This is a genomic window from Paenibacillus sp. JNUCC 34 (assembly GCF_058269055.1).
On record NZ_CM177770.1, the window covers coordinates 5,031,170 to 5,057,211 of the forward strand.

12 protein-coding genes and 1 pseudogene are annotated in these 26,042 nt (G+C 50.1%); 1 reads left to right on the top strand and 12 read right to left on the bottom strand.

Features of this window, described 5'->3' with window-relative positions; genetic code table 11:
* Positions 1 to 400: 400 nt before the first annotated feature.
* Positions 401 to 1,075, bottom strand: coding sequence for a DUF6518 family protein (locus tag AC2TF5_RS23460; RefSeq protein ID WP_491299522.1), 675 nt, complete (start codon positions 1,073 to 1,075; stop codon positions 401 to 403).
* Between the two features lie 672 nt (positions 1,076 to 1,747).
* Positions 1,748 to 1,999, bottom strand: a complete 252-nt coding sequence (locus AC2TF5_RS23465; RefSeq protein WP_491299523.1) for an acyl carrier protein — start codon at positions 1,997 to 1,999, stop codon at positions 1,748 to 1,750.
* Between the two features lie 574 nt (positions 2,000 to 2,573).
* On the opposite strand from AC2TF5_RS23465, the pseudogene AC2TF5_RS23470 reads away from it, so the two are divergent.
* A pseudogene (locus AC2TF5_RS23470) lies at positions 2,574 to 2,801 on the top strand (transposase); the annotation flags it as partial.
* A 189-nt stretch (positions 2,802 to 2,990) separates the two neighbouring features.
* Here AC2TF5_RS23470 and AC2TF5_RS23475 read toward each other — a convergent pair.
* The 10 genes from AC2TF5_RS23475 to AC2TF5_RS23520 all read right to left on the bottom strand — a co-directional run bounded on the left by AC2TF5_RS23475 (position 2,991) and on the right by AC2TF5_RS23520 (position 26,024).
* Positions 2,991 to 3,761, bottom strand: coding sequence for an enoyl-ACP reductase FabI (locus AC2TF5_RS23475; RefSeq protein WP_491299524.1), 771 nt, complete (start codon positions 3,759 to 3,761; stop codon positions 2,991 to 2,993).
* A 57-nt stretch (positions 3,762 to 3,818) separates the two neighbouring features.
* Positions 3,819 to 4,526, bottom strand: coding sequence for a 4'-phosphopantetheinyl transferase family protein (locus AC2TF5_RS23480; protein ID WP_491299525.1), 708 nt, complete (start codon positions 4,524 to 4,526; stop codon positions 3,819 to 3,821).
* Positions 4,523 to 5,803 (bottom strand): ACP S-malonyltransferase, encoded by a 1,281-nt coding sequence (gene fabD / locus AC2TF5_RS23485; protein WP_491299526.1) that lies wholly within the window; start codon positions 5,801 to 5,803, stop codon positions 4,523 to 4,525. Before fabD ends, AC2TF5_RS23480 begins: the two co-directional genes overlap by 4 nt.
* Positions 5,804 to 5,845: 42 nt before the next feature.
* On the bottom strand, positions 5,846 to 6,907 hold the full coding sequence (locus AC2TF5_RS23490) for an HAD-IIIC family phosphatase (RefSeq protein WP_491299527.1): 1,062 nt from the start codon (positions 6,905 to 6,907) through the stop codon (positions 5,846 to 5,848).
* The gene (locus AC2TF5_RS23495) at positions 6,891 to 8,093 is read right to left on the bottom strand and encodes an acyl-CoA dehydrogenase family protein (protein ID WP_491299528.1); all 1,203 of its coding nucleotides are present in this window, start codon (positions 8,091 to 8,093) and stop codon (positions 6,891 to 6,893) included. Before AC2TF5_RS23495 ends, AC2TF5_RS23490 begins: the two co-directional genes overlap by 17 nt.
* A 25-nt stretch (positions 8,094 to 8,118) precedes the next feature.
* On the bottom strand, positions 8,119 to 8,370 hold the full coding sequence (locus tag AC2TF5_RS23500) for an acyl carrier protein (protein ID WP_491299529.1): 252 nt from the start codon (positions 8,368 to 8,370) through the stop codon (positions 8,119 to 8,121).
* A 44-nt stretch (positions 8,371 to 8,414) separates the two neighbouring features.
* Positions 8,415 to 9,227 (bottom strand): 3-hydroxyacyl-CoA dehydrogenase family protein, encoded by an 813-nt coding sequence (locus AC2TF5_RS23505; protein WP_491302976.1) that lies wholly within the window; start codon positions 9,225 to 9,227, stop codon positions 8,415 to 8,417.
* A 67-nt stretch (positions 9,228 to 9,294) separates the two neighbouring features.
* Positions 9,295 to 12,918: an amino acid adenylation domain-containing protein gene (locus AC2TF5_RS23510; protein WP_491299530.1), complete on the bottom strand. Its 3,624-nt coding sequence runs from the start codon at positions 12,916 to 12,918 to the stop codon at positions 9,295 to 9,297.
* A 41-nt stretch (positions 12,919 to 12,959) separates the two neighbouring features.
* Positions 12,960 to 18,185 carry an SDR family NAD(P)-dependent oxidoreductase gene (locus AC2TF5_RS23515; RefSeq protein WP_491299531.1) on the bottom strand — a complete coding sequence of 1,742 codons (5,226 nt, stop codon included), beginning with the start codon at positions 18,183 to 18,185 and terminating at the stop codon, positions 12,960 to 12,962.
* Between the two features lie 42 nt (positions 18,186 to 18,227).
* Entirely contained in the window at positions 18,228 to 26,024 is a 7,797-nt protein-coding gene (locus AC2TF5_RS23520; RefSeq protein ID WP_491299532.1) for an SDR family NAD(P)-dependent oxidoreductase, read from the bottom strand.
* Positions 26,025 to 26,042 lie beyond the last annotated feature (18 nt).

The following is a 26,042-nucleotide window of genomic DNA, read 5'->3' on the forward strand; positions in this document are numbered from 1 at the left end:
TTAGCAGAGTAGATACAACCATCTACTACGGAGCGGCAAGACTTTACGAAAATGGCGCAGGATACCGCTTCGTTCCTAATACGCATGAGATAACAGGATTTAGATGCTTACTAAAAAGTATCACTAACGGAAAACGAGAGTGGAAAAAGCTTGAGAGAAAAGAAAAAGTGAGGATAGCAGCGGCAGTAAAAGCACAAACGGCCGACTTTCTTAATCTATTTCTAACTCATATAGAAGGAGACATAGAAGGCTTCTTGCTTGAAGGTCTTACCGTTCCTGCACTTTTACAGGAACCATACTATTCGGACGTAGGATAGGTCAGGGCGTCTATTATAGTACGCCCTCAGACCTTCAAAATTAGGTTCTAATAATGCTTCCATTCAGCTAGCGTAGAAGAAAACTAAAAAAAGCCATTCATTCCACCAAATATACTGCCGAGAACATTAAAATATATTAAAAGAAGAGATAATCCAATCGTTATAAAAAGCATAAAAAACCATCTTTTTCCTTTTCTTGCGATAGAGAGAAACAAAATGATTATCATGATTAAATAAATTCCCTGCATCCATGGAATTAAATAATAATGTGTGTGTATGGGTAAGTACGCATTACGTAAATTATACCCTTCTGAAAGCAACACCGCCGCCGGGAGGGATGCCACAGTATTGGAGAGCAATCCGTTCCCACCCGCGTACCACATAATATATGCACAAATAGGTGAGAGCACCGCGCATATGCTCCAAAAAATAATGACTTTTTGCGGAAAAAAATGCAATATGAACACTGTATATACATAATAAACTGTAAGTAGCGACACAAAAAATGTAAATACTTTTACAGCCGCTTGCTTGGGCGAATCGCTAAAGACCGATAAAAGCGTTGCCACAAATACCCACACGCCAAGGCGCGATCCAATATTGTCAAATATAGGGTTTACGCCGGGACTATCCACAAGTTTCGCTACTAAACCCAAAATGGCCCCAATAATAAAAGCATATACTATTGAGAAAACGATTTTTTTCGTATTTGATTTTTTGGGAGCTCTAATTCTAGTTAATTTGTTTAATATTTCCATGATCTGATATTACACCTTCCAAATACATTCTCTATGAGGAAATCCGTATGCTCAGGAACTTTTCAGATACAGGCAAAAATTAATTGATTACCGCTCCAGTGAGAAGAAACGATTACAGAATGCCCCTAGCTTCCGTTCTGACAGATTCCTTTGGCAAATCAGATGAAACAATTTCAGACCTGTCTATATCTTAATAGAATTCGTAGTGTCATTGTATTTTTCCTCTAGCAAATCGAGTAACTGCTTTCGCGTCTTGATGAGGTCATCAATAAGTGCATCTAATGTACAAGGTTCAATGACTTTGCGAAACAACGCGGTATTTCGCTTTTCTTTGGTGACCCAATCGAACTTGTGAGCCTCAAGGAACGCGTAGAAATCCTAGCATAAGTACCATACGGACCATGTATTGATACAGAGTAGTTCGCACTCGTAATTAATTTTGCCCCAAATCATGCAGCAGGTTCGCATAATTTGGGGCTTTCACTATTTTTATAGGATCATAGCATAAATGTGAGGGTGCTACCCCACTGGTGCGGTGTGTATGCGGTGGAAAAAATTCAAGAGCCCTTGTGCAGGAAGGGCATGAAGCAATGGTTTCCCACCTCACAGCGGCGCCGCGCTAAACTAGTACAACAGGCGTGTTTTCCTATTGCTTCTCCCAAATGAAAAAGTTTAATTAAATCCCTTTGTTTTACTTACATGGTTACAAACAAAAAGAGTCAACTCATCAATTGTTGAAAGTTTCTCCATGGATAGATATTCATCTGGAACTTCAATTTCAAATTCCTTTTCAATACTAACAACTAAACGAATAAAGCTTAGTGAATTTAATCCTATATTAACCAGTTCATTATCTAGTGAACTATCGGATGGTAGTTCTAAAATCTCAATAATTATATTTTTTATTCTCATCTCGATATCCATTATTTTTATTCCCCCCGATAGTTTTACATCTGAATCATCGTCTAATGTTATAGGTAGAATAATATCGATACCAATATCGACAGTCTTTTTAGTTCCTAGAAAATCAAACAGTATCTGCTTCTTTTTATGCCTCTCAATCTTCTTTATTCTTCCTTCTAGTCCTTAAACGGTCCTGATATAACAGAAACTCTTTCATTTCTAAATGTAATCTTTATGTAATCTAAAACATCATTCTCATAAACATAGAGGATGTTAGAGCAGCTCCTAACAATCTTTAGATTACAATATACATCCACAAGCAGTTCTAAACTCAAATCAAGGCGTGCACTACACTCATCCTGTGTTTCAACAGAAAGTAAAGAATGCAGGATTTACCCAATCCATGTCCCTCAAGGGTAACTGCTAGGACAATGCTCCCATGGAATCCCTCTAACCATCAGACTCCCCAAGTAAACATTCAGTTCCTGTAATAACCGCTTCTCAGCATGTGTTCCATTAACGTAAGACCAGTTTTGAATACTGATAAAAATTCAATCCTTCCATGACAGTACCTCAATCGGAAAACCACTCACTTGGACTGGAACTCGATCATCCTGCTGTCCGCATCACCTTAAAGACGATGCGCAATTGGAACGTGGAAATCGTAAACTACCATCAATGCCGATGGACAAACGCGACGGTAGAAGGTCGTCACAATCACATTAAGGCCTTTCAACACCGCCATTATTTCACACAAAATCGCAGCCGTTATAAAGAAGGCATTCTCATTGAATGTAACCGCCATCGGATGTTGGGTGGATAGTCAAGCACTGATTTTGAGATTGAGCCTAAAATACACTTGCATAATTTGAAAATAACAAAAACCAAAAAATTACGGCTTGATAGATTGTACCTAGCATTCCAGTCGGCTGGCGAAATATAAAAAGAGGCTTCTGCACAGGAGCGGTTAGTGCGAAACCGATCCTTGATTTTCGTATAAAACCCCGAGATTCTAAATCCCCATGATGTGATATCCGGCATCCACATAGATTATTCCGCCGGTGATGCCCCGCGCCAGCGGGCTCAGCAGAAACATTGTAGCGTCCCCAACCTCATCTTGGTCCACATTGCGCCGTAGCGGTGATTTCTGTTCAATGGTGGATAAAGATTCGTTAATACCGGGAATGGCAGATGCGGCAGAGGTGAGTACTGGCCCCGAAGATACGGCATTAACCCGGATTCCCTGCTTGCCCAAATCATCCGCCAGGTAGCGGACGCTTGCTTCCAATGCCGCTTTGGCGACACCCATGACATTGTAGTGCTCCATGACGCGTTCAGAACCCAGATATGTTTGGGTAACGATACTGCCGCCTTCCTTCATCAATCTTTGAGCATGCTTCACCAGAGCCACCAACGAATACGAGCTGGCATTCTGCGCCATCAGGTAACCCTCTCTCGTTGATTCCACAAATCGGCCCTGCAACTGACCGGCATCAACATAAGCTACCGAGTGCACAAGTCCATGAATAGTACCGACACGCTCTTCGATCTGATGAAAGGCAGCTGCGATGCTGTCATCATCCAAAACATCACACTGAAGTATGCATAGCGGAGTTATATTATGTTTCTCAAGCAATCTGGATAATTTGCGCAGCGATTTGTCTCTTCTGTAGGTGAAGACTAGGTTGGCTCCTTCGCGATGAAGTGACTTGGCGGCTCCCCAGGCGATGCTCTTTTCATTGGCTATACCCGTTACGACAATTATTTGATCCTGTAATAACATTGTTCCACACTCCTTCGGCTTCCAAGTAGCAGCTTCGTCCGAGGCTGATCTATATCATCAGGCATGATGCCTATCTAGCAAAGAAAGGACGCTGCTTAACATCTCATAGTCCAGACGGTTGACCCGGTATTCCATTTCACCCAAGGTGCATAGAGACAGGACATGCTCGTCATCCATCAACCATTGCCGGAAACAGGCATGCGGGGCTCCCTCTTCAAACTCCGCGCAAATCCGGTTTCCCTCTCCTATGCTGAAGTGAAACGAATTCAGCGGAATCGACAGCCCTTTCCCTACCGCCTTCACATAGCTCTCCTTCAGCGTCCAAAGCTGAAAGAAGTAGATTAATCCCGCTTCGCCTTCCTTCGCCATCAGCGCCTCGGCTTCACTAGGAGCAAAGAACCGCCCAGCGACGGAGAGGTCTATCGGCTTGATGCATTCAATATCAATTCCAACTGGATCGCTGCCAAATGCGCAAACAACCCAGTCCCCCGAATGGGATACGTTAAAATAATAGCCGGGTGGACTGCTCAGCAGCGGCTTGTTGTATTCATTCTTGCTGAATGCCAGTTCTTGATTTGATATTCTCAGGTTTTGGCAAGCAGCCAGGCGGGTCAGCAGTTCTCCCATCACGGACCGGTGGGCATCGATCGGCCTGTGGAAGCGGCTCGCCTGCTTCTGTCTATCCGCTGAAACATAATTCAGAAGGAGGGAATTCCACGAAATCCCCTCCTCCTCATTGACTCGGATGGTGTAAACCTCAATCACGGAACCTCGACCATATCCCGCGACGGAGCAAGGTAATCCTTCAACTCATAATACATCCCGGTCTCGTCGATAATTTGATGGAACCAGCGCGATTGTTCCTGCATCGGAACTTTTTTCGCTTCCAGAATGCCCTTCAGCAAGTCCAGGGCTTTCCGCATTTGATCCAGGCTCGGCTTCGCGCCATCCTGTTCCAATTGGTCTTGAATGTCCTGAATTTCCCGGTAAGGTTTGACCACCTTGTTCTGGAATTCCTCGTTGTCCCAGTTTTGATTCGGCGTGGCTACAACTACCGCCAGACATCTCGTAATGATGGTCGGAATATGCTTCTTCAGGCCAGGGTAGGCGGACAGAATCTGCTCGATTTTTTTGCGATCTTCCTTGGAGCCGTAGCAGAGGGCTTCTATTCCATCCACATTCGCATGAACCATTTTGGTCAATACATTCTTGGTGCCCATTTCAATGGCGAGTGTTACACCCTTTTGTTTGAAATACTGCATGGTACGTTCCCACTGGACCGGATTGGTGAGGTGAAGGGCAAGATTCTTTGCCACCTTTTCGGGATGTGCCATCGGCTGGGCATTGTAGTTGGTAACCACCGGGTACTTAAAGAAACCATAATTGAGACTATCCAGCTTGGCGGCCAATATATCGGACATGGGCTGCATGAGGCTGCAGTGAAACGGAGCACTGGCGAGCAAGGGGGTAATCTGTCCGCCTTGATCCGTTAGCCTGCCTTCCAGCTCCATAACGGCGTCCTCTTCGCCCGAGATTGCCGTCTGCGAAGGGGAATTATAGCAGGACAACCATACATCACGGCCTTCCTCAGCCATTTTTCGGCACTCCTCCTCGACCAGCCTGCGCTCCACATTGTCGATGATCGTCATGGAGCCGATGCCGCGGCCGGCCACCTCATCTGTTAACGTTCCCCGTTCATGCAGCAGTTGTACGGCATCGGCAAAACGAAGCGCTCCTGCGCAGGTAAACGCTGAATATTCGCCCAGGCTGTGTCCGGCGAGGAACTGCGGAACAATTCCGAATTCCTGCATATAGACGCGGAAGCTGGCCACACTGGACACGAGAATGGCCGGCTGGGCATTTTTCGCCAGACTCAATTCGGAAAGCGAACCTTCAAAGCACAGATTGGCCAGGTCGTACCCGAGGATATCGCTGGCTTCCTCAAATGTCTTCCTGACAATCTCATACTGGTCATATAATCCTTTAGCCATTCCAACATAATGGGAACCCTGGCCTGGGAACAGAAAAGCGATTTTTTCCATTGCTTATTCCTCCTGTTTTTTTATAATGAGGGACACTTTCCGTCAGACATGGCTAATCAAGGTGAGATAATCCGGGATACTCTGGATTTGGGACGGATCATGCTCGAACAGAATCAGTCCGTCTTGTTCCCCAATTTCCTTGAACCCGGCGAACTTGTAAGCAAGAAGCATCATCCGGTTGCGCTCCGTCGGGACAAATTCGGCCCGCAGAACGGCGCCGGATTCCTTGGCAAGCTTGGCCACATAATTCAGCATCACGCTGCCAACCCCTCTGGAAATGACTCGGCAGGACATCAGCAGCAGCTTCAGGGTCCACACTTTATCATTGCATTCCAGCAGTGTCAGCCCAATCTTCCCGTAGCTGCCGTACTTATCCTCCAGTCCTGAGATAAGCACCTTATGACTAGGCGAATGGCGGAAGGCATCCAATTCCTCATAGGAGTAGGTGTAGCCCGTCGCGTTCAACTGATTGGTTCTTACCGTCAGCTCTTCCGCACGCTTCAGGTCGTCTCCCTCTACCGGATTGATGGTGAATACCATCCGTAGCGAAGAAAGAAACTCCTCCTGGAAACCATCAAAGCATTCCTCCACCTTGTTGCGCACAATATCACTCATGTACATTTTTCTGCGGTTTTTAGAGTCTTCAGTAATAAAAGTAGGATTAAGTTCGGGCATATCCAGCATCCGTCCGGTTTCGGCGGCGTCGATACACATCACTTCAGGATGATGAAAGTTGACTTCCTCCCGCTCAAAAGGCTGATCGTCAATAAAGGCGATGGTATCCATGCCGATATTGATGGAATGAGCAATCGCTTGAACGGAAGCGGATTTGTTGTTCCAATTGATCTGCGGATAGATGAAATAATCATCGATGCCGAATTCCTTTAATTTGGCCATCGCCAGATCATGATTGTTGCGGCTGGCCACCGATTGCAGAATGCCCCGTTCATCCAACGCCTTGATTACATCCGTGATATGGGAATGGAGCCGAACGCTGGTATCTTCAATCAGAATCCCGTCCCAAATCGTATGATCCAGGTCCCAGACCACACATTTAATTTTGCGCAGGGCCGTTCTTTGCTTCTCCTTAATGGAAGACGTCATGGGTATCCACCTCCTTCGATTTCTTCTGCTTGGCGGAGCGCCGCAGCGCACGCCGGACCGTAACGACTTCCTGGGTGGCGATCAGCATTTCGTGCATTTGCGTGGTGCCTTCGATGATTTCATTGATTCTGGCATCCCGGTAGTATCTTTCCACTGGATAGTCGCTGTGGCAGCCGTTCGCACCGTGAATCTGAATCGTATCGCTGGCGACTTGGTTAACCATAGTAGAAGCAAAATATTTAGCTGCCCAGGTCTCCATGATGCTGTCCGGATCACCGGCATCCCGTAAATATCCTGCTTTATAGCAGAGCAACCGTGCTGCTTTGATATTAACAGACATCGCTGTAATCATCTTTTGAATCAGTTGGTTCTCACGGATTGGCCTGCCGAACTGGGTTCTCGCACTTGAATATTGAATCGAGGCTTCGAGGCTGGCCTGTGCCAGTCCAACGCAACCGCAGGCAATCGTATATCTTCCGTAATCAAGGCAAGGCAATGCAACATGCGACAATCCCATACCGACCTGGCCGAGCAGATTCCCCTGGGGAATCCGGCAGTTGTCCAGGCTTAGTTCAGCAATCATGGAAGCTCTTGCGCCGAGCAGCCCCGACATCGGCGTGGCTGTGAAGCCTACAGTTTCACTCTCCACGAGGAATGCCGTAGGTTTGCCCTCACACTTGGCAAAAATCAGGAACAAATTGGAAATCTGGCCCATGGTGATCCATTTCTTCCTTCCGTTCAATACATATTCCTCTCCATCAAGAACCGCTGTTGTTTCGATACTCTTCGCATCGCTCCCGACATTTGGCTCGGTCAACCCGAAGGAGGCAAGAGTTTGCCCCGATGCCAGCCGGGGCAGCCAGTAATTCCGCTGCTCTTCCGTGCCCCACCGTAGAATGGCCAAAGCCGCCATTCCCTGCACCGTCAGCAGACTTCTTACAGAAGAGCAGCCGCGTCCGGTCTCTTCGTTAAGAATGCCCAGCGTAATGTTGTCCAGTTCCATTCCGCCGTACTGCTTGGGCAGCATGGAGCCCAGGTACCCGCTTTCAATCATTTTTTGGATAACATCCGGATGAATCCGCTGCTCTCTATCGTTCAGTTCGGCGTACGGCACAATCTCTTCGTCTACAAAATCTCTGAATTCAGCTTGCCATTTCAGTTGCTCCGGTGTTAATTCGATTATCATTTCCTTATCACCCCGATATTTTATTTTATAAGTTCTGGCAGGTTTCCTTCTTGTCTTTAACCAAACCGGCGATGCGGTTAACGGTCTTGAAATTGTCCAAATCCATGTCTTTGCTGTCAATTCTCAAAGAGAATTCCTTCTCCAGGTACATAACCAGCTGCATAGAAAAAAGTGAATTTGCAAAGCCCAGCGCGAAAATATCCTCATCATCTTCTAATTCACGCTTGCGGAAAAACCGCAATAAAAATTTTTTGATTTTGACTTTTGATTCTTCCATTTTGAACACTCCCAATCATTATTTTGGTATGATCCCAATGTTTACTAATACATGTAAAAGCCCTGGCCGCTTTTTCTGCCGTGAAGTCCGGCGTCAACCATCTTCTTCAGCAGCGGGCAGCAGCGGAACTTTGAATCCTGGTAACTTTCATAGAGCACATTCAGCGAATGAACCACGGTATCCAGACCGATCAAATCGGCTGTTTCCAGCGGCCCCATCGTGTGTCCATAGCATTTTCTAAAAATCTCATCCACCTCTTCTGCGGAAGCGACCTGGTCCTGCACCACATATGCCGCTTCGTTCATAAACAGATGAGAAATGCGGTTGGAGACAAATCCCGGATAGTCATTGACCAGAATCATTTCCTTGCCCATTTGACCCATCAGCTCGTTAACTGCTTGGATGGTAGTCTCCGAAGTATGATATCCACGGATGGCTTCAACCGTTTGTTTGGCCGGTACAGGATTCATAAAATGGGTGCCGATAACTTTATCTTGCCGCTTGGTCAGAGCTGCCAGCCTGGTAATGGGAATGCAGGAGGTGTTCACCATAAAGATGCAGTCCTCATTGCATATGCCGTCAATCAGTTCGTAAATATCACGCTTGATTTCCCACTGTTCCGTTGCGTTCTCAATGACGAAGCTTACATCCTCCAATAAACGGTGCTCCACAGTGAATTCGATCCGTCCCATAACCTGCTCCGAGGGCTCAAGCTCTCCGGAGAAACCGAATAAGGTGCGAAAGCGCAGATTTTGCTCTATCTCCTCCTTCGACTGCTGAAGCTTCAACTGACTGACATCCACAAGCACAACCGAAATTCCCGACTGGGCAAGGCTTTGGGCCACACCGCTGCCCATTACACCTGCTCCGATGACTCCAACTTTCACCGCTGAATCAACTTCTTTCCTTGGGATTTTTATATGATCAATTAAGTTGACCGAAGTACCGGGTCAGCATGAAGAACAGGGTTTCCTGATATCGCTCCTCCACTGACTGTGCTAAATGCAATTGTTCCTTCAGCAATTCCGCCGCCTTTGGACTCATCCGACCCGAGTAAATCGCCTTTACGATCCTGGCTCGAATGGACTTCCAGAGCTCCAGACTCTGGTCGACTGCGATTCTCCAATCCTCCGACCGGTCCAGCAACGAATCAAAACGGTATTTATCCGCCAGTTTGGCATTCACAATCTGACTGAGCGCATCCGTCAAACCTCCAGAGTAGTCCTGAATCAGCTGGTCTTCCATCAAAGCACTCCGCACACCATCTGCGAACAGCTCCAGCGCCTTCCAGCCACTGCCGATCAAAAAGCGTTTCTCCAGCATCGACGAGAGTAGTTCTGTCATAAGTCCTTCCGAAGACAGGCCAGCCTCACCGCCAGCTTCGACGCTGCCGGAAAACTCGTAATACGCCGGCTTGTTATCCATTCCGAAAACTTCCATATACCCCGCATGGCATTCCAGAACATCCTCATAACTTACCCAGCGTTTCTGATAAGTTAAATTCTCGATGTGGTCATGTTCAATGATGGAGAACATTTGCCTTGTGTCATCGTAGCCCAACACGAGCCATGAATGCGGCCAATGCTTCTGCCGGTACGTATCAGCCCGGATAGAGGCAAAATAGCAGTCGATACGCATGATTACCGGTTTGCCACCGCGGAGGGAGGCTTTCAATTCCTGTACGACAAAAGCGCCGGGGGTTTTGGTCGTCATGCCGATGCCCAGGTCTTTCAGCAGGTCATCAAGCGGCTTAGCGGCATCGTATTCCACCATGAAATGCCGGGCCGCTTCGTCATATCGGAAAAGAATCGTATCATTGAAGAGCAACGGTATGATGCTCCGCTGATAGTAGCGGACAACGGGAAACAGGGAATTGTAGAAGCACTCCCTATAAAACAATTCATTAAACGGGTTCATCCTTTCGGCATGCGGAATGGATACCGCGCCTTCCCGGTCAAATTCGGCCGGTTGTGCCGCAAGAACCGGCGACGACTGTATTGAGGAGAACTTCGGCGCCTCCTGTGTCCGGTTCAGGAATCCCCTGACCGTTGGATACCGGTAAATATCTTCGGTTTCAAAGGAGTAACCCGCCTTTTCCATCTCCACCTCCAACTTCAAAGCTTTGAGCGAATGCCCGCCCGCATTGAAGAAATCATCGGTGACGCCTATTTCCTCCGCTTCCAGCACTGTCCTCCAGATGGCAAGCAGCTTCTCTTCCAGCTCGCCTGTAGGCGGCTCGCCAATATATTGGCCGCTGCTTGCCGAATAAGGGTCCGGCAGCAGCTTGCGGTCAACTTTTCCGTTAAGCGTATAGGGAATCCGCTCGATCCGGATGTAGAACGACGGCAGCATGTAATCCGGCAGACTGCCGGACAGGGCGGTTCTCAGCTCATCCGCCGGTACCGGTTGCGGTGCAGCGTAATAAGCACACAGCAGGTTGTTGCCTTCGCGGTCTGCCTTGGCGACACAAACGGCAGCACTGACTCCCGGGAAACTCAGGAGTGCCGCTTCTACTTCCCCAAGCTCAATCCTGTAGCCCCTGATCTTGACCTGATGGTCGATGCGTCCCAGGAATTCAATCTCCCCACCGGGCATCCATCTTGCCAGATCGCCTGTCCGGTACATCCTGCCGCCGCCGGCAAACGGACAGGCAATAAATTTCTCGGCGTTCAGATCCTTCCGTTTCCAATACCCGACAGCCACTCCATCACCAGCGATACATAGTTCACCCGCTACACCAATCGGTGTCAGTCTTCTCAACCCGTCGATAATGTACATTCTTGTATTAGCGATCGGATTTCCCAGATTAATCCGGCTCAGTTGGGTCACATCCTTGACGGATGACCAGACTGTTGTTTCCGTAGGGCCATACATGTTATAGATTTTGGCCGCGGCGAACCGTTCCTGGAGCTGGTGCAGCAATTCATCAGGAAAGGCTTCTCCGCCTACCATAATATCTGTTAGATAATCTTTGTCCGAAAACCCGCGGGTCTCATTCAGCAGCATCCGCATGCGGGAGGGTGTGGTCTGGAGCATTTCTACCCGGTTATGCACCAGCCACCGCTTCAGCAAGCCAGGATTCTGCTGCTCCTCTTCGTTTGCGATGACCACCTTCAGCCCCCGGGTCAAGGGCAGCAGAGTCTCCAGCACGAAAATATCGAAAGAGATTGTCGTGACCGCAGCAATTGTCTTGCCTTCCTTGAAGGAAATCACATCCGTAATACCAGCGATAAAGTTTACAACGGACCGGTGCGAAATTAGCACACCTTTGGGAAGCCCCGTCGAGCCAGAGGTATATATCAGGTATGCAGCATCTTCGGGGCGGTTCACATTCCAGACCACCTCTTCACACTCGGGAGACACCTCAGCTCTATTAATATCCAGGACTTCCCCGGCAAAAGCGATCCCCCCTGCCAATTCCCCTTGTGTAAGCAATATGCCTGTCCCGCTGTCTGCCAGCATGTGGCTGATCCGGTCTGGCGGATAGGTTGGATCAATCGGCAGATAAGCCCCGCCCGCCTTCAGCACAGACAGGAGGCAAACGATCATTTCCATCGAACGATTCATCATCACGGCTGTAATTTCATTTTGCTTGAGGCCTCTATTCCTAAGTTGGAATGCAAGCCGGTCAGATCGTTCCTTTAATTGCCCATACGTCATTTCCCGGTTATTGAACCGTAGGGCCGGAAGATCTGGCGTTCTCAGTGCTTGAATGTCAAACAGTTCGTGAATGGTCTTGTCATGCGCATACGGGAGCTCTGTTTCGTTAAACACCCGTTCCATCCGTTCATATTCCTCCGGCAGGAGCATGCAGACCTCCTCAAGCGCCATTCCCGGATTCTGCAATCCTTCTTTCAGATAAGCAGCGAGATGAGCATGAATCCTTCTCATCAACCCTTCCGAGTACAATTCCACTTTATAGTGCAGTTCTATACCAAGACCGTCGCTGCCAAAAAAGAATTGAAACAGCACATCGGCCTGAACATCCTCCCGCCGAATGGAACCATGCAGTGTGTTCAGAGCGGCCACTGTGCGGAATGACGGCACCGGAGCCTCACGTTCTTCATTCAGCATCCGGACCATCGCCCCGAAAGGAAAGCTGCCGTGCTTGCAGGCGTCCTGCACAGTCCGGTTAACAGACAGCAGAAAGTCCTTGAAAGAAAGCTGCTCATTCACCTCTGCCTTTAGAGGAATCAATCCTTCCGGACTCCCTGCTCCACTATGCGCTTGACCCGGCGGCATACCGACAACAACGGGAGAATCACCTGTATGCCTATGCAGCACATACAAAACACCGGCTACAAGAAACGTATATATACCTTGCTGGGACTGTCGGCAGACCTGCAGCAGCTTCTGTGTCAGTTCCCCTGGGAATAAGTACCGGACTAAAGCTCCACGGCCATCCGCTCCTCCCTCTCTGAGATCGGCCCCAAAACCGCTCATTTCAAGGGATGGCCCCAGCATGGTCAGCCAGTACTCCCGTTCATCCTTCCACTTTCCCGAGGATAAAAGAATATTCTCGGTATAGGAATCCAGCGTCACATCCATTCCCCTCCATTCCCCTACTTTTGAATTCCATCATTACAGGATTAAAAGTCAAAAGTCACATCTTCGGTTTCTTCACGCCCCGGAAGAATCGAACCGGAACTCCACAACTCGATGTCCTGGATTGTAATATCCATGCCTTCGGCGATCCCTTCCAATACACTCAGGTAATCCTGCATCATCCGCTCCGCGGTTTCCTTCCGGAACAGTTTCGTGTTATATTCCAGCCGGAGCTGTAACTGCCCGTCCTGCTCCTGCGCTTCCAGCGTCAGATCATAATCCGTCAGATTGTAGATCTCTCCGTATGGCTGTCCGTTCGTCCGGTCAATGGCAGGTGCGTTCTGAAACACAAACACGGTATCGAACAAAGGATGGCGGTTCATGCTTCTTTTAACATGCAAATCGTAAATCAGCGCATCCAGCGGATAGTCCTGGTTGTCGAACGCTCCTGTTGCAATTGACTTTACCTGCTCCAGATAATGCCGGAACTGCTGCTCCTTCATAGGCTTCACGCGCATAGCGATCATATTGATGAACATCCCCAGGACTCTCTCCAGTTCCCGGCTGGGACGGCCCGTAACCGGAGAGCCGATGACCATATCTTCCTGCGCCGTATATTTGGACAATAGCACCGAGTATGCCGATAGTAGCAGAATATAAAGAGTGGAGCCGGCAGAGCCTGCCTGATTTTTCACCTTCTCGCTCAACCCCCGATCCGCATAATGTGTAATCATGCCACTCTCGAAGCCGGCATGCTCCACTCTCGGGTAGTCCGTGGGCAATTGAAGCAACGGGATGCCATTCTCGAACATCCGCTCCCAATATCTTTTCTGCGTTTCCATAAATTCCGAGTGCATGAACTGATGCTGCCATTCCACGTAATCCTTATATTGAAAGGCGGTGGCAGCCAGTGTTTCACCCTTATACAGCTGTGCGAACTCACGCATGAAAATCTCCATGGATACACCATCGGTAATGATATGGTGGGCATCGTACAGAAGATAGTATTTATCCTCCTTGACCTTCACCAGCCCCAAGCGGAATAATGGAGGTGCGCTTAAATCAAAAGGCTGCTTGAATCCGTGAATAATATTCACCGCATCCGCTTCATCCACTTCCCAATATGCAAGCTTGAATTCCGCATGATCCAGGATGTACTGGACAATTTCGCCATCCCTGCTGCTTACAGCGGTCCGCAGCACTTCATGCCTTTCAATCATCCGACAGATGGCCAGCTCCACCCGCTCCGGCTCTACCCGGAAGTCCAGCACGGAAACTCTGTATTGATTGTAGCCGGTCGATAGCGGCTCCCTCTTGTAAGCCAGGAACATTCTTTTCTGGGCATGGGAGACAGGATAATACGTTTTCTGTTCGGCCAGTTGCAGAACCGGGTACTTGCCGGGGACGGCCAAAGGCCGGAGGCCCGTTTTGGATTGCAGATATTCGGACAGCTGGCACACGGTCGTATATTCGAACAGCTCACTGAGGGACACCATTTCGAACGCACGTGCCTCAATTTCTCCCTGCAGCTTCATCAGTACCAGTGAGTCCGCACCCATTTCAAAGAAATTCTCATAAATATCGATTTCCGCAAACCCGAATACCTGCTTGCAGCATAGGGCCAGTCTGCGCTCCAGTTCGGTGTACTCGCCGCTTTCGCGGCCAAGCATTGCAACGCCAATTCCTTGATCCTCCGTCTGCCTGTTCGAACTTCTGGCGGATGAAGGACGCTTCTTTTCTTTCCGGGTGGCAATTTTGCGCATAATCGGCTCTGAGCAGGCAACCCCCGAGCGTTCCAGCAGTAGAGCTCCGGCTCCCCCATAATTAACCTCTCCGATCAATCCACGGCTGAAGCCGCTGTTCAGTAAGGCTTCAAATCCTTTGATTCCCTGCGTCGTTGGTATGGTTTTGAAAATAGTGTCATATACATGGCCGCTGTCAAAGGCCATCCCCGTTTCCTTCCACGTCGTCCAGTTGATGCTGAGAGTACGTAGACCCTTTTTCTGCCGGTAAGAGGCATATGCGTCCATATAGGCGTTGGCAGCTGCATAATCCCCTTGCCCGAAAGCGCTGAACATCGTCGCAACCGAGGAGAACATAATGAAGAAATCCATGGCTTGATCGCGCGTCAGCATATCCAGTACCCATGTTCCATACACCTTGGGGGAATAGATGGCCTCGAACATGCCATCGCCCCTGTCGGCCAGAGGCCCGTCATTTGAAATGCCTGCACCGTGAATAACTCCGTTGATCGCGCCAAAGCGGTTCTTCAAATCGGCGATAACCTGCTCCATCCGCGCATAATCGGAAACATCCACGCTTACACATTCCACGGTAGCCCCCATCGACTCCAACTCCAGCAGAGTACGGATCCGCTTCTTGACCTTCTCCGGTTCCCGGCTTTCCAGCACAACCTGCCATTCCTTGCGAAGCGGTACCGGAGTGCGGCTCAGGAGGACCAAATTCACTCTGTTCTGCGAAGCAAGATATTTGGCTGTTTCCAGGCCTATGCCGCCCATGCCACCTGTTATGATATATACACCCTGCTCACGAATAGGCACATTGCCGTCTCCCAGCATATCCAGAGCAATCTCGGTGAATAATTCCGTATACCGTTCCCCTTTCCGAAAAGCAACCGCATACGAGTCATTGGCCGACAGAATCTCCTGCAAAAGCCTTTCCACCGGGGTAGTGTCGTCGATATCGATATACCTGCAGGTTATATTCGTAATTTCCTTGGCGATAACCCTGCCCATACCGTAAAGCGGTGCATGATCGGGACGGAGAATAGTCTCATCGCCGGTCACTTCCAAAGTGTTGCGGGTAAGCACATGCAGCTCAGCAGAATGCCTGAACCCGGCATTTGCCAGCGCCTTTATCAAATAGAAAAGACTGTAACCACCTCGCCGCTGCCCAAGCTTCAAAGCCTCCAGCGTACAATCTCCGGTGTCCGTGTCCAGAGCGGACAAATGAACGAACCGGCTGACGTTAGCATCCTTTATTTCCTCTAAAAGCTGGCTATAGCTTTCTCTTGAACCGTCAATCCGGTAGCAGGCATTGCCGATTTCCTCACATCCGGTACCGGCTGACTTTTCCTCCCTAGCCCCGTCGCTCATTTCCACCTCGATTACCGGCCTGCGCTGCGCCCGCAGCCATTCAATGACGAATGCCCCCACCCCACCGGAATCCTTGAAGACTACGGCAGTCCCCAGATTGTCCGAAAGTTCGGACACACCAGAGTCCTTACGCCACTGCATCGCGTGGAAGGGAGCATCCATTGATGATTCCGCCGTCTTCCGCTGCGGAGCTTCCAACCAGCAGCGGTGTTTCTCAAAGGCATAGACAGGGGCATTGATTTTAACGCGTTGTTCTCCTTGATACAGCTCCTCCCAAGGAATATCGGCACCCTGAACATACAGCCCGCATATGTCCTGAAGCAATTGCTCGTCTGACTTGCCGTTCTCACGGAACCGCCGCAGCATCACGGCAGCAGTCCGGGTCATTTCCGCGCGGCGCGCCTCTTTGATTTCATTGTTACCCAGTTCTCGCTTGTTGCCGGACACCACCTTGTGCCGGCCGTACTGAATCCCGTTATCCCGAATTTCTTCCGGAGTACTGTCTGACAGCCTGCCAATGCTGTGTTTTAACTCTGCCCAATCCTTGAAGATGACAACAGCGCGGTGGGTGTAATGGCCTCTTCCCGTATTGGCCGTATAACACAAGTCCCTCAAGGGAAGGTCCGGCGCCTTGCTTAGAAACTGTCCGTAGCGGGAGATTATACCTCTAAGCGAAACCTCACTTTTGGCCGACAAAGCAATAACATTGGGCAAGCCCGCATATTCGTCTTCATACTGCAGGTCGGGCATATATTCTTCCATTACGATATGGCAGTTAGTCCCGCTCAGCCCGAATGCGCTGACACCACACCGGCGTGGATGCTCCGCAGCCTGCCACTCCCGGGTGTGAGTATTCACGTATATGGGAGACTCGTTGAATTCAATCGTCCGGTTCGGCATATTGAAATGGACGGACGCCGGAATCTTCCGTTGCTTTAGGGACATTGCCGCTTTAATAACCCCGGCAAGCCCGGCACATTCATACAAATGCCCTGTATTTGTTTTCACAGTACTGATAGCGCAAAACTGCTTCTTATCGGTATGCTTCCTGAACGCTCGGTGCAGCCCCTCGATTTCGAGTGGATCTCCCAGTCTTGTCGCTGTTCCGTGCGCTTCGATGTAGGAGAGAGTGTCCGGGCGGATATCGGCAGCCTTCCATGCCTTCAGCAGAACCTCCGCCTGAGCTGCCGAATTGGGAGCGGTGATTCCAATGGAGGCCCCGTCCTGATTCACAGCGCTCCCTTTAATGACAGCATAGATAGGGTCTCCGTCCTTCTTGGCCTTGCTGAGCGGTTTCAAGATGACAGCCGCCGAACCCTCTCCCCAGCCTGCACCTTCTGCTGCGGAATCAAATGTTCGGGTACAGCCATCTGCAGCCTCGACGCCCAGTTTAAGACCCGCGTTGTCAAGCGGCAGCAGGTTAATGCGGATACCGCCGGCAATCGCCATCCGGCAATCGCCGTTGTTGATCGCACTGCAGGCCAAATGGATGGCGACCAGGGATGAAGAGCAGGCGGTATCGAGTATCATCGTCGGCCCCTTCAAATCGTGGAGATAGGAGATTCTGCTAGGCAGCAGGGCGGCGATGTTGCCCGTCAATGCGGTTGCCGCTGATTCCGGCTCCGTTTCAAGGATCATATTGTGATAGCTTGAACTGCTGGAGTAGCCGACATATACGCCGGTATCACTTCCGGCAAGCCTACCGCCCCCGTAGCCCGAATCTTCAATAGCCTCACAGGCGGTCTGTAGAAACACACGCTGCGCAGGGTCCATGAGACTCGCTTCCTTGGGCGTAATCCGAAAGAAGCCGTAGTCGAACGATTCAATATCTTCCAAATAAGCACCGGGGAGATATTTCACCTCCCAGTCTTGGCCATCCAGCTTGTCGGACAGGTAACCGTCAATTCCTGCGCTTCTCGCTCCAGGAAAGGAGCCCGTCAAATCAACTCCCGCTTCAATACTGCTCCAGAATTCTTCAACGGAATTCGTACCCGCTATATGCGAAGCCATCCCGATAATCGCGATGTCTTCCTTCCGCGGTTTTTCTCTTTCCGCCTGAGTCTGTCGGAGCATCGTTACCATTCGGACCGCATCTTCCTTGTCAATTTTCCCTTCCGTGGCTCTTTTAAGAATATAGTGGTAAAGCTTATCCATTTTCGCTAACCTCCAAGCGTTTCAAGATCGTACTGCTCCCGCTCAATAATCCCCCGAGCCGCCCTTCTGACCCGCTTGGTTCAACCGGCCCATGGCCTCTTCAATCGAAAGAGTTCCCTTCTCAAGTTCCTCCATCAGGCGTTTTGTGTCTTCTTCCAGATCGTCGCTTGCCACACTTACCTGCTTCAGACCCTCGGCCATTTCCCTGTCATAGGTCACGGATTCCTGTTCTCCCAGATCCTCTTCCCTTTCCTCCGAATCCTTAAGGAAGTGGTACAGCTTCTGGACAGACGTGTATTCGAACAAGTCCAGCAACCGGACCCTGCCGGGATATACCTTTTCCAGAGAAGCGTGTATCCTGCCGAGTAGAATAGAGTCTCCTCCGATCTCAAAGAAATTGTCATATACATCGATTTCATTGAAACCCAATACCCCGCAGTAAATTTCCGCCAGCTTGGCTTCTAATTCGGAGTATTCTCCATCCTTTCCGGTCAGCCTGACTTCTCCCTCAATATTCTTGTGTGACGCCTGCTGTCTGGATTCCCATCTCTTCCGGGACCGGCTTACGGCTGCTTCAATAGGTGCTTCCATAAGCTGCGGCACGAGTCCAAGCTCCCATAGAATATCCGAACTGTAGTTAAGCTCTCCGATTAAGACATTCGTGACCTTGCTGTTGAGCACTTTGTCCAATCCCCGCATTGCCTTTCCTGTAGGAATAGCCTTGAATGCGCCATCCGCATTGACTCCGTATTCAACGGCCATGCCAGTATCCTTCCACGCAACCCAATTGATGGATAGGGCCTTCCGCCCCTGCAGGCTTAGATATCTGGCATAGGCATCGAGAAAAGCGTTGGCGGCAGCATAATCGCCCTGTCCCTGCACGGAGAAGCGAGCGCTCATGGAGGAGAACATAATGAAAAAATCCAGCTGATCCTGCTCCGTCAGCTTATCCAGAATCCGTGTGCCAAGCACCTTGGGATGGACAACTTCATTAAAGACATGCTCGTCTTTGGCATACAGGAAGCCGTCCCCGCCTACACCTGCACCATGTACAATCCCGTTAATTCTGCCGAAGCGTTCTCTTAATTGGGCAATAAGCTGCTCCATCTGCTCCGCATTCGCCACATCGAGACCGTAGTATTCGACATGGGCACCCATCGCCTCTACTTCACGGATGGCTTTAATTCTTTGAATAATTTTCCGGTCCATACGGCTGTTATTGCCGACGATTTCATCCCACATCCGTTTATCCGGCATCAGGGTACGGTTCACCATGGCAATATTGACATTCCTGCCCGCTGTCAAATATTTAGCCATTTCAATCCCCATACCGCTGCTTCCGCCTGTAATCAGATAGACTCCGCTTTCTTTGACCTCAATCTTTTGGGGCGGCACCTCTTCGGCCTTGAATCCTCTGAACATCTCGGCATATCTCTCATTCTCGCGCAGCGCAATCTGATAGAGAGTTGGAGTAGCCATAACCTCGCGAAGCAGCGTTTCGATGCCTGTTGCTTCGTCGATATCGATACAGCGACATACCAGATTCGGCATCTCCTGCCGGACCGTCCTTCCCAGGGCAAACAGCGAAGCGCTCCATGGATTTACACGTTGCTCCCGGCCGGTTACAACATCCGTACAATCGGAGATAAGCACCATATCCGTTGCCGACGCCAATCCCACCTGGGCTACCGCCTTGGTGAAATAGAAAAGACTGTAGAGCCCTCTCCGCTGCATTTCGTTAAAGCCATCCCAATCGTCGGCTGTCCCTCCCGGGACGACGCTGAACAAGTGCACGATCCTGCTCCAGCTCTTTTTCCTGTTGTCCTTCAGCAGTCTGGAATAATCCTCCACACTTCCGTCAACCCGATAGCATTGGTCGTCCAACTTTTCATAGCTGCCGCTCAGGTACACTTTTACCACTTCTATCCCCAGACGCTCCCATTGTGCAGCGAGTGCTTGTCCCCTGCCTTTTTCGTCCATAAAAATCAGCACCGGAGCAAGAGAACTGACTGGTTCTGCCGGTAGCACCTCCTGCCGTGTCCATTCACCCGAGAAATACATGCCGTCGGAGGCAGCCTCAATTTCCGGTTCATCCTCAAATTCCTGAATTTCAATCCAGCATCTTTCCTTCTCGAAAGGATACGTGGGAAGACTTACCCGGTACAATTCCTCTCCGCAGTAGAATTGTTCCCAGTCAGTATCCGCTCCTTGAATGTACAATTCGCATATTTGTTTCAGGAGGCTATCTTCCTGCCGTCCTCCGTCCACATATCCGGTCACAAGCCGACCGGACTGCTTGCTCAATTGAAGCCGCTGCTGTTTTGTAATCTCGCCTTCCGTCTTGTTGCCCTTCGATTCCGAAACCAACTTATGATAGCCGTAATACAGCCACGGCCGGTCAAGCTGTCCGATTCCGCTGTCATCCAGTTCAGTCAGCTTCTGCTTCATATCTTCCTCATCATTTACGATCAGTGCCAGACGGTATGCGTAATGTCCTCTCCCGGTGCTCGCGGTATAGCAGACATTGGGGAGTGCAGAACCGCTTTCAGGCGTGATTTCCAGGGACCTGTATTTGATGACCAGCTGTCGCAGGGCGGTTTCACTCATTGCGGAGAGCGTCAATATTCGCGGTTTTTCCGCCATCCCGGATATGTTCTGCTGCGGGATGTCCGCATACTCTTCCATAACCACATGGCAGTTCGTACCGCTCATGCCGAAGCCGCTGACCCCGCATCTTCTCGGATACCCCGGCGTTTCCCACTTTCTTCGTGTGACATTCACATAAATCGGAGAGTTGCTGAAATCAATTTTGCGGTTGGGCCGGTTAAAGAATATGTTGGGCGGCAGTTCCTTGTTTTTCAGAGCCAAGGCTGCTTTGATGACACCTGCGATGCCTGCAGCCTCAGCCAGATGGGTGATATTGGACTTTGAGGACCCCACCGCACAAAATTGCTTTTTAGCCGTAAACCGTGCGAAGGCGCTCTGTATCCCCTGAATTTCAATAGGATCTCCAAGTTGCGTACCTGTTCCGTGAGTTTCCATATAGGAGATGGTTTCGGGTTCGACACCCGCATCCTCCCACGCTTTGATGATTACCTCTTCCTGGGCGGCCGGATTGGGGGCGGTCAAGCCCGCTGAGCTGCCATCCTGATTGGACGCGGTGCCTTTTATCACCGCGTAAATATGATCCCTGTCTTGAACAGCCTGATTCAGCGGCTTCAGAAGAACGGCGGCCACACCTTCTCCCGCGCCGGTTCCGTCCGAATAATGATCGAACGGCCGGGTTTTACCGTCCGCTGATTCCATTCCAATTCCTCTTGGAGCACCCTTGCGGAAGATCGGCAGCAGATTCAGCTTGACCCCTCCGGCAATAGCCATGTCGCAATCCCCACTTCGGATGGACTGGCATGCCAAATGTACAGCGGCCAGAGAAGAGGAACAAGCAGTATCCACAACTACACTTGGCCCTTTAAGATCAAATAGATAGGAGACCCTTCCTGTGGCCACCGAGGCGGTATTCCCAATCATAGCCGCCCCTTCTGACTCCGGCTCCACCTCGCTGATCAAACGGTGGAAATATACCATATTGGAGGCAAAACCCAGATATACACCGGTTCTGCTGCCGTAAATTTTATGGCCGCCGTATCCCGAATCTTCTATGGCATGCCAGGCTGTCTGTAGAAACAAGCGGTGATTGGGGTCTGTGGTACTGGCTTCCTTGGGAGACATCCGGAAGAACCGGTAATCAAATTTGTCTATTTCGTCCAGATAGGTTCCAGGCTCATAATCAATCGCGTTCAGCGGATAGCCTTTAAATTTGATAAACTTTTCGATATCTTTTTTTCTCTGCTCGGGAATGGCGCTTCCGTGGTCCAGTCCGGTTTGAATGGCACTCCAGAATTCCTCCTTGGTCTCAACCATCGGCAGCCGGAAGGACATTCCGATAATGGCAATATCTCCTTCGGCCGGATGTTCCTTTCGTCCAGAGATATGCTCCAGTGCAGGAGCAACGGAAGTATCTTTCTGAAGGATGTATTCAGCGAGTTTCAAGATATTGGAATACTCGAACATGTCCGCCACTGTCAATAATCCAGGATAGACCATATCCAGCTTCGAGTGGATACGCATCAGCAGAATCGAGTCCGCACCGAGCTCAAAGAAGTTGTCGTTAATATCAATTTCCGTGTATCCCAGTACTTCTCTGCAAATACCGGCAATAGTCTTCTCAATTTCGTTATAGGCTGCTCCGTCGCGTCCAGTCAGCCGAACCTCGCCCGACGGAGATTCTGCTTTGGAACTGGCGGATTTCCCTGTACTTTTGAACTGCTTTTTGTGTTTCTCCAAATTAAGCTGCAGCTCATCCGAAAGGGCAACACCGGATCTCTCCAGCAGTGAAATGCCCATGCGGTCAAAATTGAATTCACCAATCAGTGCCCTACGCACTTGCTTGTCCAGCACGGCAGTAAATCCTTCGATCGCCCGTGACGTGGAGAGTGTCTTGAAAATGGTATTGATGGCAGCGCCTGTTGCTGCAGCCATCCCCGTCTCCTTCCAGGTCGTCCAGTTGATTGTCAAGGTTTTCTTCCCAAGTCTGTTCCGGTAATGGGTGTACGCATCCATGTAAGCATTGGCCGCCACGTAGTCCCCCTGGGTTACACCACTGAAAACAGTGGCGACCGACGAGAACAGGATAAAGAAATCCAGATTGTCCCGTTCCGTCAATCGGTCCAGCAGCCAAGTGCCCTGTACCTTCGGAAGGAGCACCTCCCGCATGACTTCCTCCCGTTTCTCGGCGAGCATCTGATCTATCGCCAGCCCGGCCCCATGAATAACTCCGTCGATGCGTCCAAATTCGCGGCGAACATCGGTAAGCACTGCTTCAAGCTCCCGTTCGTCAGAGACATTAGCTTGATACAGCCTGACTCTGGAACCGGAAGCCTCGATTTCGAGGATGCTTTTGATCTTATGGACCGTACGCAAATCCGTTCCTTCAGCCAGGGTAACTTCCCATTGCGCCCGCTCCGGCAGCTTAGTCCGGTTGATAAGTACAAGGGCTGCCGAGGGTGCACGGTTTGAAAGAGACTTGGCAATCTCCAGTCCAATGCCCCCAGCTCCGCCCGTTATAACATATACTCCCTGATTCTTAATGGTTACGGGTTGATCCGGCCGGGCATCCATGTCGATTGGCATAAATTGCTCAGTATAACGGCAGCCCCTGCGGAATGCAGTACTGTAAAACCTTGCGGCTGACCCGGCGAGAATTTCACGAGCTACGATCTCCGGTTCGGTTTCCCGGTCAATATCGATGCTCCTGCATTTGAATTCCGGGTGCTCTTTCGCCAGCACTTTTCCGAAGCCGCCCAGCGTGGCATTCTCCGGTCTGATCGCCTGCTCCGAGCCGTCAACCTCATGGGCATAACCGGTAAGAAGTGTTATATCCAGCTTCTCCGGCGTCTTTGCCAGCAGTAGTGCCTTGTACAGATAGAAGAAGCTATACAAACCACGGCTCTGGCTCGCTTCCAGTTCCGCCAGACTGGTGACCGGTCCATGCTCATCCAATGCCTGCAAATGTACAATCTGCGACAGGCTACCGCTTCCGATCTCTTCCAGCAGCCGCGAATAATCCTCCGGCACATTACGAATGGTATACGTCTCAGGGGAATGGCTGATAAATTCATCGCCCAGGGAAACAGTAATGACCGCCCTCTGACCGCTTCTGCATTCGGCTGCCAGATGCCTGGCAAGGGCAGAGTGCTTCTCTTTGCCGCCAAAGAGAAGCACTCCTCCTTCCAGGCCAATTGGGGACCTGGATGGAACTTCCTCCTTCACCCACACCGGTTCAAAATAGAAGTCTTCTCTATAGGTCTCCACGGATGTATCTGTCTTGGGATACTGGACCCAGCATCTGGAGTTCTGCAGCGGATAGCCCGGCAGACTGACCCGCCGCCGCTCTCCTCCATAGAGCCCGGTCCATAGGATATCCGCGCCCGCGGCATACAGCGAACATAACTCCTTCAGTTCAGTTTCCGCTACCTTGCCGGATTCAAGCCACCACTCCATCCTCAGCTGAGCTTCAAGGCTTAGCCGGCGTTTATCCTGCTCCTCAATCTCGCCGACCTTCGGTTTGCTGTTCGCACGTGCAACCTTATGGCAGCCATAGATCATCCATGGAGCCTTGAACGTTTCAATTTCAGCTTCCATACAGGCTCGGATTTTCCCGTGCAAATCCTTCAGGTCTTGTGCGATAATCGCCAGTCGGTAGGAATAGGCGGCCCTGCCAGTATTGGCCGTAAAACAGATGTCCGCCAGAGACGCAGGGCCGTGATCCCGTGCAAGGTAGATATCATATTCCCGGAGCAGGGTCAGCAGAGCATCTTTACTTTTCCCAGATATCGTAAATACTTCTGATCCTGGGGAAGGGGATACATATGCCCGTTCCGGAGCTTCTTCCAGCACCAGATGGCAGTTTGTACCGCTCATGCCAAAACCGCTGATTCCTCCCCTGCGCGGATGCCCATCCGTAGTCCAGTCACGCAATGTTGTATTGACATACAAAGGGGAATCTTCAAATGCAATGGAACTGTTCGGTTTCTGGAAATACATAGTCGGGGGAAGCTTCTTATATTTAAGCGCAAGCGCCATTTTGACAAAACTTGCAATTCCTGCCGCTTCACTTAAATGGCCGATATTCGTCTTGGAAGAGCTGATCGCGCAAAACTGTTTTTTGTCCGTATATTTACGGAACGCCGCCTCGATTCCCTTAATTTCGATCGGATCACCAAGCTTCGTGCCGGTTCCATGGGTTTCAATGTAATTCAGCGTCTTCGGATCAATTCCGGCGTTCTCCCAAGCTTTTTGGATCACCCATGATTGCGAGGACGGATTCGGAACTGTAATGCCTGCTGTAGTTCCGTCATGATTGACGGCGTTTCCCTTGATGACCGCATAGATCTGATCACCGTCTTTAAGAGCCTTCTTCAAGGGCTTTAGCAGCACGGCACCAGCGCCTTCACCTATACCGGAGCCATCCGCAGCATGGTCGAATGCCCGGGTTCTCCAGTCACTCGATTCAATTCCGGCTCTCATATTCTCGTCATCCAGCGGAATGATGTTCAATTTGATCCCACCCGCTATCGCCATGTCACACTGTCTCTGTTTGATTGCCTGGCAGGCAAGCTCTATCGCAACCAGCCCCGAGGAGCAGGCCGTATCGACGACCAATGCAGGTCCCTTCAAATTAAGCAGATAGGAGATTCTGCTGGCGGCCATCGCCTGCATATTGCCGACCGTCGAAATGGGCACCAGTGTTGGATCAATATCGTATACAATTTTTGCATACAAATCCTTGGGACTCTGCGCATATCCAAGATATACGCCAGTTTTGCTCCCTGATAGCCGCTCTCCGCCATACCCGGCATCTTCCAGCGTCTTCCAGGCCTGCTCCAGAAAAATACGCTGATGTGGATCGGTCAAGCTTGCTTCCATGGGCGGCACACGAAAAAATTCGTAGTCGAAGCCATCAATATGCTCCAGATACCCATATTCGGGGTAGACCGCTTTCTCTCCATCCATTCCCATGAATTCGATATAATCTTCCATATCCTGACGCCGCTGCTGTGGAATCCGCTTGACGCTGTCAACCCCGTTCTCGATATTCCTCCAGTATTCGTGGATATCCTTGGCCCCGGGCAATCTGGCGGACATTCCGATAACGGCAATATCATCTTCCACCTTTGTTCCGTCCTGTTTAAGCATTGAAATCATCTTAACAGCAGTTTCCTTGTCGATCTTCCCGTTTGTCGTATGATTAACTATAAAATTATAGATGTTGTTCTGCACGATTCTACCCCGCTTTCT